The sequence below is a fragment of the Paraburkholderia sp. GW821-FHT02A12 genome (assembly GCF_059422005.1).
The window spans coordinates 3,671,824-3,686,991 of the sequence record NZ_JBWKWA010000002.1 but is presented as its reverse complement, the minus strand read 5'-3'; the positions used below and the strand labels follow the sequence as shown (position 1 = coordinate 3,686,991).

At 60.4% G+C, this 15,168-nt stretch carries 16 protein-coding genes; 4 read left to right on the top strand and 12 right to left on the bottom strand.

Annotated features, from left to right (window positions below):
• Window positions 1–4: 4 nt before the first annotated feature.
• From AC07WT_RS38055 to AC07WT_RS38040, 4 genes are all read left to right on the top strand, one after another.
• On the top strand, window positions 5–844 hold the full coding sequence (locus AC07WT_RS38055; RefSeq protein WP_492594262.1) for an ABC transporter permease: 840 nt from the start codon (window positions 5–7) through the stop codon (window positions 842–844).
• A 174-nt stretch (window positions 845–1,018) separates the two neighbouring features.
• Window positions 1,019–1,672, top strand: coding sequence for a hypothetical protein (locus tag AC07WT_RS38050; protein WP_494950935.1), 654 nt, complete (start codon window positions 1,019–1,021; stop codon window positions 1,670–1,672).
• Window positions 1,673–1,811: 139 nt separating this feature from the next.
• Window positions 1,812–2,453: a response regulator gene (locus AC07WT_RS38045; RefSeq protein ID WP_494950934.1), complete on the top strand. Its 642-nt coding sequence runs from the start codon at window positions 1,812–1,814 to the stop codon at window positions 2,451–2,453.
• Between the two features lie 24 nt (window positions 2,454–2,477).
• Complete coding sequence (locus AC07WT_RS38040) at window positions 2,478–3,182, top strand: Hpt domain-containing protein (RefSeq protein ID WP_494950933.1); 705 nt, start codon at window positions 2,478–2,480, stop codon at window positions 3,180–3,182.
• A 34-nt stretch (window positions 3,183–3,216) separates the two neighbouring features.
• Here the strand turns inward: AC07WT_RS38040 and AC07WT_RS38035 are convergent, their stop codons facing one another.
• The 12 genes from AC07WT_RS38035 to AC07WT_RS37980 all read right to left on the bottom strand — a co-directional run bounded on the left by AC07WT_RS38035 (window position 3,217) and on the right by AC07WT_RS37980 (window position 15,161).
• The gene (locus tag AC07WT_RS38035; RefSeq protein ID WP_494950932.1) at window positions 3,217–3,690 is read right to left on the bottom strand and encodes a lytic transglycosylase domain-containing protein; all 474 of its coding nucleotides are present in this window, start codon (window positions 3,688–3,690) and stop codon (window positions 3,217–3,219) included.
• 386 nt (window positions 3,691–4,076) lie between these two features.
• Window positions 4,077–4,817, bottom strand: a complete 741-nt coding sequence (locus tag AC07WT_RS38030) for a TadE family protein (protein WP_494950931.1) — start codon at window positions 4,815–4,817, stop codon at window positions 4,077–4,079.
• A gap of 89 nt (window positions 4,818–4,906) precedes the next feature.
• Window positions 4,907–5,257, bottom strand: coding sequence for a DUF192 domain-containing protein (locus AC07WT_RS38025; protein WP_494950930.1), 351 nt, complete (start codon window positions 5,255–5,257; stop codon window positions 4,907–4,909).
• Window positions 5,254–6,135 (bottom strand): type II secretion system F family protein, encoded by an 882-nt coding sequence (locus tag AC07WT_RS38020; RefSeq protein WP_494950929.1) that lies wholly within the window; start codon window positions 6,133–6,135, stop codon window positions 5,254–5,256. The genes AC07WT_RS38025 and AC07WT_RS38020 overlap by 4 nt, the downstream gene beginning before the upstream one ends.
• A 3-nt stretch (window positions 6,136–6,138) precedes the next feature.
• Window positions 6,139–6,987, bottom strand: a complete 849-nt coding sequence (locus AC07WT_RS38015; RefSeq protein ID WP_494950928.1) for a type II secretion system F family protein — start codon at window positions 6,985–6,987, stop codon at window positions 6,139–6,141.
• Between the two features lie 10 nt (window positions 6,988–6,997).
• On the bottom strand, window positions 6,998–8,923 hold the full coding sequence (locus AC07WT_RS38010) for an ATPase, T2SS/T4P/T4SS family (RefSeq protein ID WP_494950927.1): 1,926 nt from the start codon (window positions 8,921–8,923) through the stop codon (window positions 6,998–7,000).
• 21 nt (window positions 8,924–8,944) lie between these two features.
• Window positions 8,945–10,636, bottom strand: coding sequence for a type II and III secretion system protein family protein (locus AC07WT_RS38005; protein WP_494950926.1), 1,692 nt, complete (start codon window positions 10,634–10,636; stop codon window positions 8,945–8,947).
• A 24-nt stretch (window positions 10,637–10,660) separates the two neighbouring features.
• On the bottom strand, window positions 10,661–11,752 hold the full coding sequence (cpaB, locus tag AC07WT_RS38000) for a Flp pilus assembly protein CpaB (protein WP_494950925.1): 1,092 nt from the start codon (window positions 11,750–11,752) through the stop codon (window positions 10,661–10,663).
• A gap of 20 nt (window positions 11,753–11,772) precedes the next feature.
• Window positions 11,773–11,979, bottom strand: coding sequence for a hypothetical protein (locus AC07WT_RS37995; RefSeq protein ID WP_494950924.1), 207 nt, complete (start codon window positions 11,977–11,979; stop codon window positions 11,773–11,775).
• A gap of 1 nt (window position 11,980) precedes the next feature.
• A complete protein-coding gene (locus AC07WT_RS37990) occupies window positions 11,981–12,754 on the bottom strand; it encodes a hypothetical protein (protein WP_494950923.1) in 774 nt (257 codons plus the stop codon).
• Window positions 12,751–13,638 carry a hypothetical protein gene (locus tag AC07WT_RS37985; RefSeq protein WP_494950922.1) on the bottom strand — a complete coding sequence of 296 codons (888 nt, stop codon included), beginning with the start codon at window positions 13,636–13,638 and terminating at the stop codon, window positions 12,751–12,753. The genes AC07WT_RS37990 and AC07WT_RS37985 overlap by 4 nt, the downstream gene beginning before the upstream one ends.
• Window positions 13,635–15,161 carry a pilus assembly protein TadG-related protein gene (locus tag AC07WT_RS37980; protein WP_494950921.1) on the bottom strand — a complete coding sequence of 509 codons (1,527 nt, stop codon included), beginning with the start codon at window positions 15,159–15,161 and terminating at the stop codon, window positions 13,635–13,637. Before AC07WT_RS37980 ends, AC07WT_RS37985 begins: the two co-directional genes overlap by 4 nt.
• Window positions 15,162–15,168 lie beyond the last annotated feature (7 nt).

Below are 15,168 nucleotides of genomic sequence, written 5' to 3'. Positions count from 1 at the left end.
CGCGATGAAACTTGCCAAGCCCTTGTTTGCGCCGCATACGTCATGGATCGAACGCGTATGGTACTTCGCGTTGCGCGCGCTTGCCGTGCTCACGCTGCTGTATCTGATCCTGCCGGTGCTGGCGATCGTGCCGCTGTCGTTTTCGTCCAGTACGTTTCTCGTGTATCCGATTCCGGGCTGGTCGCTGCGCTGGTATCAGAACCTGATCGCGTCCGATGAATGGCGCATGGCGGCGAAGAACAGCTTTATCGTCGCGCCGTCGGCGACAGTGGTGGCGACCGTGCTCGGCACGCTGGCGGCAATCGGCCTGACCAAGGCGAACTTCCGCGGCAAGGCGCTGCTGATGGCCATTTTGATTTCGCCGATGATCGTGCCGGTGGTGGTGGTCGGCGTCGGCATGTATCTGTTCTTTGCGCCGCTCGGGCTCGCGAATACGTATATCGGGCTGATTCTCGCGCACGCGTCGCTCGGCGTGCCGTTCGTCGTGACGACGGTGGCGGCGACGTTGCAGGGCTTTAACTACAACCTCGTGCGCGCCAGTTTGTCGCTGGGCGCGAATCCGGTGAAGACGTTCTTTCGCATTACCTTGCCGGTGATCGCGCCGGGCGTGATTTCGGGCGCGCTGTTCGCGTTCGCGACTTCGTTCGATGAAGTGGTCGTGACGCTCTTTCTGGCGGGCGCGGATCAAACGACCTTGCCGCGGCAGATGTTCACCGGTATTCGTGAGAATATCAGCCCGACCATTGCGGCGTTGGCGACGATTCTGATCGTGTTTTCCACGTGCTTGCTGTTGGCGTTGGAGTGGCTGCGCGGGAGGAATGCGGCGCGGGCGGTGAAAGCCTGAGTGTCGGTTGGCGGAGAGGCTGCCATGCGGCATGGGCATAAGCCGTCGTATTGAAATCTTCCGATGTCATTCTAAGAATTTTCCCATTCCGCCCCGGTCTGCGTCTGTTCATACTCCGAGACTTCTTATAGAAGATGCGCTCGACGCAGATATTCCATGAAATTTCAGCTAACGATGCTGGCGTTCGCGCTGCCCCTGTCCGGCTGCGCGGATCACGCCGCGCGTGATCGTCTCGGCATCGAGGATGCCACGGTGCTGAAAACGGGTCTTGGCGCCTCGCAAGACAGCGCTGCGGGTGCGGCTAGCTGGCAGTGGGTAAGCACCTACGCCCCCATCGTCAGAAGCCAGGCCGCGTTGGTGTCGCTGCAGCGGCGGCTCGATCGCCTGCCCGGCGACAAAAACAGCTATTTTCACGCAAAGGCGCAATGCTGGATCGATGCGGGCCAGCAGACGTCGCAGGCTCACGACCATTGGGGCTTCGTCGAGGAAGCGATCGGCCAGGCCGCATTGATCACGATGGGGCTTGAGAATGGCACGCCGTTGTCAGCGGCCAATCCGGTTTTGCGAACCGTTTCTACGGTGCGCCCCGATTTGTGGCAAGTCGTCAATACCATTAAGGCTGATTCTGCGATCGCGCAATGTCCGGACGCGCAACCACCCCTTGCGTGTGGAGAAGTCGAACTGATGCAAGCAGGGCACGACGCATGGGTTCGCAATTTCACTTCCGCCGAAAAGCGCTTGCCAGCGATTAAAGACAATTTGCGCAAATCAGCGGAGACCGCGTTGCAATGCGCCCAGGCTGCGCCTCAACCGACCGCTGCGGCGTAGCCGCCGCAAACCATCACGCTGCGCGCCGATTCCCTGTCTTTTATCTAGAGCCCGGCATGCGGATGCGCGCAACGGGACGGGATTTCGCCGCGGCATCTCCTTTGCGCGCAAGGGTCTCTTTCATTAGGAACACAAACATATGTCTACTATTCTGATTGTCGACGACCATCCGGCATTTCGACTGATTATCAGACTGCAGCTCATGCAGCTGCTTGGTGTCGAAAACGTATTCGAGGCTGACAACGGACAGGCCGCTGTGGAAATGGCCCGGCAACATGCGCCGGACCTCGCGATACTCGATCTCGATATTCCACGCATCAGCGGACTGGATGTCATTCCGCGTCTCAAGCTCGCGCATCCTTCGATCCGCGTGCTGGTGCTGTCAGGCCAGGATCCTGTCACATTTGCCCCGCGGGCAATGCGTTCCGGTGCCCACGGTTTTGTGGGGAAATCGCAGGAAATGAAAGAAATCTTGCGCGGTGTGGAAGCCGTACTGGCTGGCTACACGGTATTCCCCGTTACGCGCAGTGGTTCAGGCATGGCGCCGAATAATGGCGCGGCAAGTGAGGAAGACAAGCTCGCGCTGCTGTCGGACAAGGAGCTTGTCATTCTTCAAATGCTTTCCAGAGGCATGTCGAACAAGGCGATCGGCGACGCACTGTTTGTCAGCAACAAGACCGTCAGTAGCCATAAGACGCGGATCATGCAAAAGCTGGGTGTCAGGTCGCTCGTCGAACTGGTCGATCTGGCGCGCCGCTGCCGTATCGCGTCGGCGCAGTGAAACGCAACAGTTCGGATGGACAGCATGCATTACGTGAGCTTGATTGGCGCAGAGGCTGGTTGGGGCCTGGCGAGCGGACTGAATGGCGTGCTCGAACGTCTCGGCTTCACACCACGCTCTGACATATCGACCATGGTGGTTTCTGTTTCGCCTCAACTGATAATTGTGCAGTGGTCCGCGGACGACAAGGGCGCTGCGTCGGCGATGGATTGGGACACGATGCCAGCCGACCGCATTAAATTCGTCGTCGTGCCGGCCGATATCCCCGAGGCAACGCGCGCCGCACTGGGGAAGCTATTCCACGGCATTCTGACTGCGCCGGTCGATGAGCTCGCCTTATGCAAGGCGCTCGTCGCGCAACGCTACATCGCGCTCACGGCGACTGAACGTCGGTCGCTGCGCGCCAAGGTTGACGAACTCGCTTGCGGCGACGAAGCCACCGGCGCCCATTTGCTTCGCTTGATCATCGATACCAATCGAACTGGACTCGCTACATTGTGCGAGAGCGATCGCCGCGAAGCGTGGGATGAGGTGCGCAGCGCGGCGCATCGAATCGCGGGATCGGCACGCATACTCGACTGCGGCGGCTTGACGGCGTTACTGAAGCGTCTGGAAACCGCGGCACGGGACCGGCAGGTCGAACTGGTCAAAGCGCTTATGCCGCTGGCGGTCAATACGCTCGAAAGCCTCGAGATGTCGGTGCAGACATCGCTTGGAGTGGTCCAGTAATCGCGATACCCGCTAACCGGTAGGCTGGCATGGTTCAGTCCCCACCCGTTTGACGGACCTGCAAGAAGCGTCCGATAGCGCCGCCCGATGCAGGTTTTTCCTGCATGGTCCCCGTCGATGAAATCGCATCCCGATAGCGGAAATAGCGATCGATGACTTTGGGCACGTAATTGATCGTTTCCTCATACGGCGGAATTTGCCTGCCATACTTCTGCACTGCGCCTTCGCCAGCGTTGTAAGCGGCAAGCGCGACTTGCAGATCGCCGAATTGCCGCATCAGTTGCTTCAGGTAACGCGCTCCCGCATTGACATTCTGCAGAGGATCGAACAGGTCGGACGCGCCATGCCGTGCGCCTGTGCCCGGCATTAACTGCATGAGTCCTGTTGCGCCTTTGGGCGAGACAGCCTGTGGATTGCCGCCTGACTCGACGTCGATTACCGCCATCAGCAGCGCACTGTCCACATTGGCTGCGCGAGCGGCTTCGTTGATCAACGGCGAGAGCGCCATGACTCGAGATGCGACAGAGGCGGAACCTCGCGGTGTCGATGTCGTTGAAGAAACCGCGCCTGGCTGGAAGACAAGGGACAGCGGCCCGGAGTCGTCAGGCGAAACGACGGATTGTGCTGATAGGGATGGCGTGGCCGGTTCGACCGCGTCGTCCGAATTGGCCATCCCGCCGACCATCATGACCACGCCGGACCTATGACGGGCACGCGCGGCTGTGACGTCTGCGGCGCGCGCGCTGTCTGACGGGCACGCCGATCCCATGATTAGACCGGCAAGTAGCCACGCATACAGTCGTGCCTTCGGCAACGTCTTATCCGCTGCATGGCGAACCCGCCTGGGCGCGGCGTCGAGCGAGACCGGCTGCCAATTATGTAGACGACGCGCCATCAATTACCTGTGGGATTCGGAGAGTCGTTCGCCGCGGAATTTCTGAACGGCGACTGCATGCGCACCATTGCCTCCGAATCCAGCGACAGCAGCCAACGATTCGTTTCGATTCCGTCCACAAGTTTGGTATTGCACAGATAGTCACCGTTCTGTGGCGCACCGTAGGGATCGTTGTTCACGTTGGCGGGTTCGCGCGTCAGAATGCCCCCCGTACCGATATTGCCGATGATGTTGGCCGCGTAGTAGATGACTTTGTTGACCAACGGTACGTACATCTCGTAGCAGTAGTGCACATGAATCTTCAGCAGGTTTGCGTCCTGAATGTTCATCAGAGAGTTGGGTCCAGGCGTCTGCGGGTCGCGATACATCAAGGTATCGTTGGGAATATCCATAATCGGATTAGCCGGGTCCCGATACACGCGCGGCCGTGAGAAATCCTGCACGACCGCTCGATTGGGATTCAATATGGTAATGGCACTCAGGTTGACCGCATCCGACTGCGCACGGGTCAGTGCAGCAGCGACGCCCTCGGCACTGGCATCGCGCGCATAGATAGGCGCAAGCCCGCGCGCCAATCCCGCCCGCATTGCCTTCATCGAGCCGTTGTTGACCGCGCCTTCGCGAACAGCCTCCAGCACGGCGACGTCCAGCGTCGACTTCGCCTGATAGAGCAGCACGAACTGGATGACACCAAAGCACACGAACAGCAGCACGGGCGCGATAACGATGAACTCGGCCATCGATTGACCGGATTGCCGGAGCCTGCGTGCACTTCGGATCGATCCCGCACGGGGCGATGTAAGGCTACGCAACATGCAACGTGGGTCGATCACCGGATGTCCTCGAAATCAAGCGTGTCGCCACGCGCGAACTGGAACTGCTGGGCCATGCCCGCCGGCATTTCCAGGGTCTGACTTGCGCGAAGGCTAAGCAGCATGCGCCGCCTGGGCACGCTGTGATGGATCGCTACGATGCGTTGCTGCCGGTCGAGGAACAGCACGTCGATCGGAAAGCGCATGCCGAACGTGTGGACTGAACCGCAGCGTTTCAGAAGCAGTGCTTCGTCGCGCGGCAGATCATCATGGTCAAGCAGACCACGCATGCGCTCACGCGTGGTCTCAGTGATCGAGACCTTGACGCCGAGGTCCTGTCCGCGAACGTGAAGGCGGGTCGATTTCACAATAGACCTTCCTGCACGAATTTCATCGCGATCGGGAAACCGAGCACGATAAAGGTGATCGGGAAAATGAAAAAGAGCAGCGGAAACACCAATTTGACCGGTGCTTCCATGGCCTGCTTCTCCGCTCGCTGGAAGCGTTCCGAGCGGCGCTGTTCAGACTGGAAACGCAATGACTTCGCCAGTCCGGAGCCCATGCGCTCGGCCTGCACAATCGCGCCGACGAGGTTCGTCACTTCCTTGATGCGCAACCGGTCTTCCAGGCGGCGGAGCGCTTCGGTACGGTTCAGCCCGGATTTCAGGTCGCGCAGCACGTGCTCGAGTTCCCAGCGCAACGGACCCTCAGGGCCTTTTTCGACCGCCTTTTTCAGTGCGCCGTTGATATTCAGGCCGGCTTCGACGGCAAGTGTCAGAAAGTCCAGATAGGTCGGCAAATGCTTGAGAATTTGCGTGACACGGCGCCGACGGACGTTCCGTGTCCAGATGCGCGGGTAGAAATAACCCAGCAGGGCCGCGCCGATCGGCACAAAAACCGAAAACATGCCGAGCGCGAGCAGCAGCAGCGAGCTGACGAGCGAGGCCACTAGCGCGCCGATCAGGGACAACGCCAGAAACTGCTGCGCGTTCATCAGGAACGTGAGTGACGTCAGCCGTAATTGCAATTCCGTCTTTGCGACGAGCTTAGGACTGAATCTATTGCCGAAGTGAAATACGACAAAATTGACGAGTGGCCACAGAATCCGCAGCGACCTGGGCAGTGGATCAAGATAGAGCCGATCCTCTTCAGGAATGTTGCGAGTCAGACCATCGACCGACTTGAAAATGACGACGCCGACGATAAGTACACCGACGCTGACGGCGAAAGCGATAAATAGCAGCATAAGTTACACGTCGATGTTGGTGATCTTGGAAATTGACACGTAGCCGAGAAGTTCCATTACGCCGATGACAGCCAAGGTGGCCCAACCGACTGGCTCACTGAAAAGCGGCGCCATGGCCTTGGGTTCCATGAAGCGCAGAACCAGCATCAGGAACAGCGGCAGGCAGGTCATCACGATGCCTTGCATGCGGCCTTGCGATGTCAACGCCTTGATCTTGCCTTCCATCTGCAGTTTTTCGCGCAATGTGCGCGCGACGGATTCCAGCGTTTCAGCGAGGTTCCCGCCCACTTCACGCGCGATGGTGACGGCGGCCGTGGCCATCATGAAGTCGGGAATCGGAATGCGTTTTTCAGCGTTGCGCATCGCGATGTCGAGATCGATGCCGAGACGAATTTCCCGCATCAGGAGGTCGAATTCTTGCGAGATCGGCGCGGCGGATTCACTCACGACAGCTTCCAGCGCGGCGGGAAAGCTGGCGCCGGCCCGCAACGCGCCGGACATCATCAGCAACGCATCGGGCAACTGTTTTTCGACTGTGTCGATACGCTTTTTGCGCATGCGCGCAAGGTACTTCTTGGGCAACGTCACGGCGACCGGCACGGTTGCGAAAGCGATCAGGATGTTGCGGCTCAACAGGAAAACAATGACCGGCAAACCGACGATGGCGAGCATGCTCCACGCGGCCATCTTTTGCCGGTTCACGAACACGAAAGCGTCGGCGAGTGACGATTCGATTTCGCCTGCCATTTGCCGTGAACCGGCTTTGAGGGAGGCCGAGCCGAGCCGGGCGATTAACCAGATCAGCATGAGGCTGCCGAAGAACGCCAGTCCGAGGATGATGGGAAGACTCATGGCTTTTCTCTCATTCCGCTCGCGTGAATATTTCGGTATTCACATTAATGCGCCTGCGGATCAGTTCCTGATAGAAGTCGGGGATGTAGGCGGTGGGAATAAATTTGCCTTGAATTTTGCCGTCTTCGCCGAACCCTTCCTCTTTGAAGATGAATACATCGTGAAGCGTGATCATGCCCGACTCGATGCCGCTGACTTCGGTGATGTGCGTCACGCGACGCGAACCGCAAGAGAAGCGCGACTGCTGCACGATAATGTCGACCGCCGAACAGATCTGTTCACGAATCGCCTGTGCCGGCAGGTCGAGACCCGCCATCAGTGTCATCACTTCAAGACGTGCGATACAGTCGCGCGGGGTGTTCGCGTGTGCGGTGGTGAGCGAACCGTCGTGACCGGTGTTCATTGCTTGCAGCATGTCCAACGCTTCCCCACCCCGGCATTCGCCGATGACGATCCGGTCCGGACGCATCCGCAGGCAGTTCTTCACGAGATCGCGGATGGACACGGCGCCCTTGCCTTCCATATTCGCAGGGCGTGCTTCCAGCGAAACGAGGTTCGGCTGCGACAGTTGCAGTTCCGCAGCGTCCTCGACAGTTACGATGCGCTCGTCGTCGGGGATGTAGCTCGACAGCACGTTCAGCAAAGTGGTCTTGCCGGAGCCAGTGCCGCCGGAGATGATGATGTTCGCGCCTTGCTTGACGGCCGTATGCAGAAACTCGAGCATTTCGGGTGACATCGAACCAAAGCTGATCAGATCCTCGCCGACGAGCTTGCGCCTGGAAAATTTCCGGATGGTCAGGCTGGGCCCTTTCAACGCCAGCGGAGGAATCACTGCGTTCACGCGCGAACCGTCGGAGAGACGCGCATCGACCATGGGCGAGCTTTCGTCGATGCGGCGGCCAACCGGCGCAACAATGCGCTCAATCGCGCCAAGCACTGCGCGGTCGTCGGTGAAGATCACCGGCGAACGGGTCAACCGTCCCGCCTGCTCAATGAAGATTTCGTTATGGCAGTTGACCATGATTTCCGACACGCTCGGATCCGCGATCAGCTCTTCGAGCGGGCCGAGACCGATAATTTCATCGAAGACGCTTTTCTTCAGGATTTCGAGCGGAATGTCCGCGGTACGGAAGCTGGTGTCGTGGTTAAGAATTTCGTCGAGCGCCGCGCTGACGGTTTTACGCAGCTCGTCGTCTTCCATGCGGGCGACGTTCAGACGCCGCAAGTCGAGCGCCGCGATGACCTTCATGTGCGCCTGCTTGCGCAGTTCGATGCCGAGGGGACTGTTGATCGGCGCAACAGGCAATTCAGGCGCCGTTGCCTTGATTGCCCGCACGGCTTGTGGGCCCGGCGCAGCTTGAACAGTCGACGCGTCAGCCGTGTGAACACTCGAGTGTGGCGTGGACGACCGGAGGTCGTTGCGCGTCGCGCCAACCGGCAGGACCTGACCGGTGTGATCGGGGCGCGATACGGCGGGCCACTGCGACGCAGGGTTCGGTGAGTACGACGACCCAGCATCCGGGAGGCCCGCTCCTTGCGCGTAGGACGATTGCGCGTACGTCGGCGGCTCAGTCTCCGGCTGCGCAGCATGCGCCGCCGGATGATCGACCGGACGTGCCGTTGCCGCTTGCGCGGCTTGGGCCGCGGTCATTGCGCGAACGATTTTTATCGTTGTCATGCCGATTTCTATCTGGTCCACCTCAGCGAGTGGACCGTAGCGCGTGATCGGCGAACCGTTGACGAGTGTCGCTGCAATTCCGCCCCGATCTTCGATGTAGTAGGCGTTGTTTTCACGCACGATGCGAGCTTGCAGCTTGCCGATCAGCATGCCTTTGATCGTGATGTCGCAACTGGCGCCCTTACCGATCGTGCAGCCCTGATCGATTTCGAAAGCGCGCATGGGCGCATTGCGACTGTGGACTTGCAAATTGAGCATCTAACTTCTCCCCCTATCCACTCAGTTGTCTGCGTTGCCGAGAACGCCGACCTGCGGCGGCAGCTTGCCGTTGCCGGCTGGCTGCGCCGGGGTTGTCGGCGAAGGCGGCGCAGCGGGCGGCTGCTGTGTGGCGCTCAGCATGCGCAGGGCTTCGGCGACCCCAGCCGGCGGCTCGCTGACGGGCGGCTGTGGCGCGGAGGATTGAGCTGCCGCGTTGCGGTCGGGTTCCGGAGCGGCTTGGACCAGCGGTTGATGCGGAACCGGAGCGGACATGGGCCCTTGCGGCTCAGTGGCTATCTGCACCGGCGTGCTACGGATCGGCGCGGGGGGCAGGGCTGGTGTCGGCGCGATCGGCTGACGCGGGGCAGGCATTTCCGCGGCCTTCTCTTCATCGGAAACGAGCGGGTTCGGGTGACCGTACTCCTGACGGTATCGTTGATCCAGTTTGTCGGCGCGCGCCAGTAACTCGGTGTTGGGCGAAAGCTCCGGATCGGAGATGACAGGCGTCACGAAGATCACGAGGTCGCTATTCTTGGCGCGGAAGCTGTCTGAGCGAAACAGATGACCCAGAATGGGCAATTGGCCGAGGAACGGCATACCGTTGCTGTCGTTGACCGCGTCCGCGCTCACCAGTCCGGAGATCGCGAGTGTTTCGCCTGGGCGCATCGAAATATCCGAACTCGTGCTGCGAGTCAGGAAACCCGGCATCCCGCCATACGTGACGGTGGGATCGATCTGGCTGATCTCGGTTGTCAGATGCGCGGAGATGATATTGTTCGCGTCGACAACCGGAATGATGTTGAGCTTGATGCCGTATTTCCTGTACTCGATATTGGTCGTGCCCAGTGCGCCGGATTGCGGGATCGGTATTTCGCCGCCCGCGAGGAAGCTTGCGGTGCCCCCACTCTTCGTACTCAGCTCTGGCGCGGCGAGAATGTACGCGTCGCCATTGTTGATGGCGAAGTTGATCTGTGAGGTGATGTTAGAGGCAAGGCCTGCGAGGAAATAGCTCGTTCCCGCGGTGACGGCTTTTGCGGCACCCGTGGCGACGCTCGTCGCACCGCCGATCTGCGGTCCCTTGAAGCTGCTGTCCCACGCAATGCCGAGGTTCTTCTGAGCATTGCGTGTGACCTCCATGATCTGTACCTTGAAGTGAATCGTCTTCTTGAGCGCGTCGCCCTCGTCGATGGTGGTGGTGTCGATCACGTTCTTCATGTCCTGCGTGGCTGACTTGACGATTCCCGCCATGTCACGATGCACGACACCGGACAACACGATGTTCGAGCCGATCGCATCGATACGCAATCCAGCCACCGATTTCAACACGGCACGCAGCTGTTCCAGTGAAGCGTTCACCTCGGACTTTGCGATTCGCACCGTGGTTTGCAGCGCAATACCCTTTTCGGTCCACACCACGAGCGACGTCATGCCGTCTTGCTCGCCGAGCAGCATCAGGCTGCCGTCGACCACATTTGCGGTAATCAGCTTGCCGTTGCCGATCGCGATGCGCTTGATCGTGCCGGGCAGATGCAGGATGCGGACTTCGCCACGAAACATTTCGAGCACCCGGGTGCTGGCCGAAGCATCGTCCCTGGTGGACGGGTACGCGGCTTGAGCGAGCGCAGCCGGAGCGGCCTCGCATAACAACATGCCGATGAGAAGGGACGGCAGGACCCTGCGACGCAATTGGGCCGCATTGTGTTTGACTTTCATGGTGTGAAACCTGGGCTCGATACTTCAGTTCTGCTTCGACGTGCGGGGCGCGACGGCTTTCTGCAGTTGTTGGGCAATGGCGTTGGCCTGCTCGTAGAGGCTCGGCTGACGCTCGGGCAATGCCGGCGTGGGTTGAGCCGCGTTGGCGGGCGCAGGTGCGGCGGCCGGCGTTTCCTTCGCGGAAGCGGACGGCGCGCTTTGGGGAACGAGCACGCTGCTGTTCGCGCCGCCGCCCGAAATGACTTCAACGACCTGGCCCACGGGACCGGTGCCAGTGGCCGTTCCTCGATCGGGGTCCATGAACACGTCGCTTTCTTTCACAAGCAGCGGCCCGTCCGCACCCTTGTCGTCTGAATTGCGCAAAATGAGGCGCAGGCCACCGATTTTTTGTGCAAGGGCAATGCGTGGAGCATCGTCCACCGGAACCTGCAGCGTTACGGTGGTGTAGCCCATACCTTCTTGCCGGCTCATGGCGCTGCTGTTGGCATTCGCCTGGTCTTGCCGCTCTGCCTCGCCTGCGTCGCGCGGGCGCATGTCCTGGCCGGTTGCGAGAACCAGCACATTCGGCATGATCAGTTGGGCCACTTTCTTGTCGTCCGAGGCCTGATTTTGGTGGAAGACTTTGCCGACCCAGTACACATCGACGCGGTTACCTGGGCGGAGCATCAGTGCGGTTGAGTTGACGGTATCGATTTCCACCGTGACCGCGCGCTGGCCGGCCGGAACGATGTCGGAAAAATCGCGGCCACGTAGCGAGTCAATGTCGCCGGCACGTAAAGGCCGGCCGCGACGTACCGGTCTGACGAGGTGCGAAGCGTGGTACTGCTGGAAGTTTTCCGCGCGGATCATGTCGTCGTAAACCAGATCGGGTGCAATCTCGCGCGCGACGAAATCGCTGCTCGACAGCGGTGTGCCGACTGGAACGTCCTGTGCCGGCACGACGACCTCCACGCCGGCGCGCACGCGACGCGCGGCCATGTCGGCCTTCAGCTTGTTTTCACGGTCTGTCAGGTACGTGTACAGGAGAAACGTCAGACCACCGGCGACCAATACAGCAAGGAAGAGCAATACCCAGGAATTTCCGAGAAGCGAGCGAAGTTTGATTTTTTTCAGCATAACGATTTGATCCTTGCGGATCAGGGAAGCGAGAGGGTGAAGCTATAGGCGCTAAAAACCGACTTGAAGCTCGTGACGAGGGCGGTAAACGGCGCTACGGTGTCGCCTGCTGCCATCAGCAGAATGCCGACGAGAGCGGTTGCGACGACGAGGTACTCAGCGTAGGCCTGGCCACGCTGCCGACCGCGCCGCGCCGCAAGGCGCTTAAAGATTCCTGGGTGTTGCATCTCAACGGTTCCTTGTTGCGTTGACGACTGCGACGGTTCTTCCATCGCGATCTGAAAAGCTCACGTCTACGCTGTCGCCGCCGTGTTGCATGACGAATGCCGTGCCGTGCGCGGATTGTGTTCCGGCAGACCGATAGTCCGGCTGACGGCCGAGGCTCGACCATCCCTGCGCCGCGAGCCTGTTGCGATAGCGCTGCGCGTTCCAGCGTGCTTCTCCCGGCATATCGAGCAGCCACGTGCGCCCGGTTTGCCCGGGATCGCGGCTCTCGACATCCGATACGACCTTGCTGTCCTCGGGCAGCGGGACCGCCGAATCCGGGATCCGATGGATCGCCTGATCGCTGCCGAGTTTGATGACGCTCATCATTGCGCGCGTGTGCGCGCCGTCTGGTTGAGGCGGGATACTGAGTACATAGAGGCAGTGCTCGTCGAGCGCGCTGAGCAGAATCCCTGAGGCGCTGCTCTGGTTTTTCGACGGCACATCGTCGGCTTTCCAGTATTCGCGGAACGCCTGCGCGACATCGCTCGGCGCACTGCTGAATTGCATGCCGACAACCGATGTGGGCACGCCGTTCACGATCATGTCCCGACCGAAAGCCTGGATGCTTTGCGGTTGTACGGGCTGTTTCTTGCACGCGGTGCCGGCCACGGCCGTGCCGGCGACCAAGGCGGCGAACAGCGTGACGAATAACGTGACGAATAACGTGACGAATAACGTGACGAATAGCGTGACAACCAGGCGGCCGCCTCGAGCGAGGGCATTGAAACGCTTCATGGACTTAAGCGGTTGGGCGGTACGACGTCTTGCTGAACACGGCCGAACTCAAGCGACGAAATCTCGGGCGCGTACTTTCGTAGACCCAGATACCCGTATGGTTGGACCAGCACGACGTTGGCAGCGGGCACCGCCTGGCTGAATACGGCTTTGTTGCTGTCCGTACCGTCAGGAACCCAGGTATTCGTCATCAGCACGTTCGTGTCGGAGAAGGTCAGGCCGCTGAACGCAGGCAACAAGTTATCTTTAGGCCACAGACGCTTAAGTACGTCGCTGTCCTGGGCGATCGAAATACTGAGCGTGCCGGATTGCAGCGTGCGCGTCGGCAGGCTGAGTTGCGACAGGTATTGGCCACCGGTTCCGGTTGTCATCGTGCCAAACGGATTAACGGCGTAGCTGGTCTGACTGCTCGCAGGATCGGCGTCCGCGCTGGTGCTGACCACGACGTCGCCTGCCGCTGCCAGCAGAGGTTTGCCGCCGTAATCGTTCCACATGGCCGGCAGGGTCGCGGCCAATCTGTTTTGCTTCCGGTCGGTACTGGAAATCGGCGAATTGTCGCCTGCCAGGACGCGTTGCATCACCTCGTTGTTGAGCTCGGAATCCACCTTGCTCGCGGTCAAGGCTGCGCTACCGTAGGTACTCGACCAGCCCTCGGTGGTAGTCGGATCGGCGACAAGGTTCTTTTTGGGATCGCTGTCCGACCACACGGTGCGTTCCCACGTGACGTAGCGCGAGCCCATCAGCGTCCGGTTGCGGATGTCGTTGAACTTGCCAAGCATCACGATGCCGAGCAACAGCACGCTCATGACCAGTGTCATGGAGACGAGGAATTCCACCATCGCCTGGCCAGCCTGTGAGGGTTTTCTGGTGTCGAATCGCGTCATTGCTTGTGGGCCTGAGTGGCTGTCGAAATCTGGCTTGCCTGAGCCGCCGCGCGTTCGCTGTCGCTGACCGGTGCAAGCGTGGCTTGCCAGTACGGACTGAACAGGCTCGGGTATTCGGTTTTGTGATCGGCGCGCGCCCATTGGCCGGCATTCACCAGACCGCCGATGATCGAAGCGCCGAACGACGTCTCGTCGGGACGCACGAAATAGGCATTGGCGCTCGACAGCGCCCGCATTGCACCGCCGGCAGCGTTGTCGTCGACAGCCATCCGTCCGCCGCCGCGCAGGTCCACTGTCTTGACCAAGGTGTTGCTGTTGCGAGTGACTTCGATGGTGATGCGCGGAGCGGCGTTGAGCGGCGTGCCGGTCACGTTCTGGTAGGGCAACAGGCCGCCGTTAGTCGCGTCGAGCGAGGGGCCGGGCCCGCGACGGAACTGTTCCGCCATCGCATCGGGCACCTTCCATCCGGGCCTGGAACTCCCTTGATATCCAAAGTTGAAGTAGCCGCCATAGCCTTGCCAGTCTTGCCATGCGGCGAACGGCGGATGAGTCATGAAACTGGTTACGTTTCCGTTAGCACTACCGCCGAAGCCGGCTTCGGCTTCAAGGGGGCCAATGCAACTGATCCGCATATGCGCAGTGCTCGCATCGATGGACTGCCAGCCCGACTTGTCGCTCCGTAGCTGGGTACCTCCGTCATGCGTGACGTAGACGGTGAACGAGCTGTTGGCTCCGCATAGGTTGTCGGCCGTGTCGTCCAGTTGCTGAAAGTTCGGCGCGACGCTGCGCACGGAGTCGCGATTCTTGACGAAACCGTCGAGGGTGTTCGGGTCCGTCACCACGTCGGCGAAAGCGTCCTTCCCGATGGTGCCGGCAGGCGTGATCGTGGCCGTATAGGACCTCCAGGCTGCAAGCTGTGCCGCGTTGCGCGGGCTGATGAAGTATCCGCTGGTGACGTGCGTGTCGGGCTGGTTTTGCTGGGCGATGGCGTCGGCGGTGTCGGGCACGGCGCTGAAGATCGCCGCATGGTAGTTAGCCTGCGCGGTGCTTAGCGCGGGATTGAGGGTGCCAATGCCCGTAGCCACGGTAGGCAGCAAGGCGTCCAGCGCCGCACGCACAGGCGCAATATCATTTTTGCCAACGCTTTTGGGCGTGCTCCATCGGGCCGGATGGTCAGCCAATCGATTGATGGATGAGTCGAGCTGTGACGGGGTGTAAGTCGCATCGAGTTCGTCGATCCAGGATTTCAACGCGACCACTTGCGCGGCAGTGACCTGGTTGGCGACCATTGCCCGGTTCGTATAGGCGGAAAAATTGTAGTCGCGCGCCTGCAGCACGGCGGCGCTGTACGCAGCTGCGTCGGCGGTGTTCTGGAGTTTGATCTTGGCGCTCGTCATCTGGAACGAGTTGAACGCCACATACAGGCCGATACAGCCGACCAGAAGAAAAATCAGTGCAGGGACCAGCGCCTGCCCGCTAGCGCCGGCGACCCTGGCCCTGCCCTTGCGGGCAGAGCGGTTCATGATTGAT

Coding starts and splice junctions, on each gene's coding strand:
- AC07WT_RS38055 (WP_492594262.1), top strand. CDS start 5: ATGAAACTTGCCAAGCCCTTGTTTGCGCCGCATACGTCATGGATCGAA.
- AC07WT_RS38050 (WP_494950935.1), top strand. CDS start 1,019: ATGCTGGCGTTCGCGCTGCCCCTGTCCGGCTGCGCGGATCACGCCGCG.
- AC07WT_RS38045 (WP_494950934.1), top strand. CDS start 1,812: ATGTCTACTATTCTGATTGTCGACGACCATCCGGCATTTCGACTGATT.
- AC07WT_RS38040 (WP_494950933.1), top strand. CDS start 2,478: ATGCATTACGTGAGCTTGATTGGCGCAGAGGCTGGTTGGGGCCTGGCG.
- AC07WT_RS38035 (WP_494950932.1), bottom strand. CDS start 3,690: ATGGCGCTCTCGCCGTTGATCAACGAAGCCGCTCGCGCAGCCAATGTG.
- AC07WT_RS38030 (WP_494950931.1), bottom strand. CDS start 4,817: ATGGCCGAGTTCATCGTTATCGCGCCCGTGCTGCTGTTCGTGTGCTTT.
- AC07WT_RS38020 (WP_494950929.1), bottom strand. CDS start 6,135: ATGCTGCTATTTATCGCTTTCGCCGTCAGCGTCGGTGTACTTATCGTC.
- AC07WT_RS38015 (WP_494950928.1), bottom strand. CDS start 6,987: ATGAGTCTTCCCATCATCCTCGGACTGGCGTTCTTCGGCAGCCTCATG.
- AC07WT_RS38010 (WP_494950927.1), bottom strand. CDS start 8,923: ATGCTCAATTTGCAAGTCCACAGTCGCAATGCGCCCATGCGCGCTTTC.
- AC07WT_RS38005 (WP_494950926.1), bottom strand. CDS start 10,636: ATGAAAGTCAAACACAATGCGGCCCAATTGCGTCGCAGGGTCCTGCCG.
- cpaB (WP_494950925.1), bottom strand. CDS start 11,752: ATGCTGAAAAAAATCAAACTTCGCTCGCTTCTCGGAAATTCCTGGGTA.
- AC07WT_RS37995 (WP_494950924.1), bottom strand. CDS start 11,979: ATGCAACACCCAGGAATCTTTAAGCGCCTTGCGGCGCGGCGCGGTCGG.
- AC07WT_RS37990 (WP_494950923.1), bottom strand. CDS start 12,754: ATGAAGCGTTTCAATGCCCTCGCTCGAGGCGGCCGCCTGGTTGTCACG.
- AC07WT_RS37985 (WP_494950922.1), bottom strand. CDS start 13,638: ATGACGCGATTCGACACCAGAAAACCCTCACAGGCTGGCCAGGCGATG.
- AC07WT_RS37980 (WP_494950921.1), bottom strand. CDS start 15,161: ATGAACCGCTCTGCCCGCAAGGGCAGGGCCAGGGTCGCCGGCGCTAGC.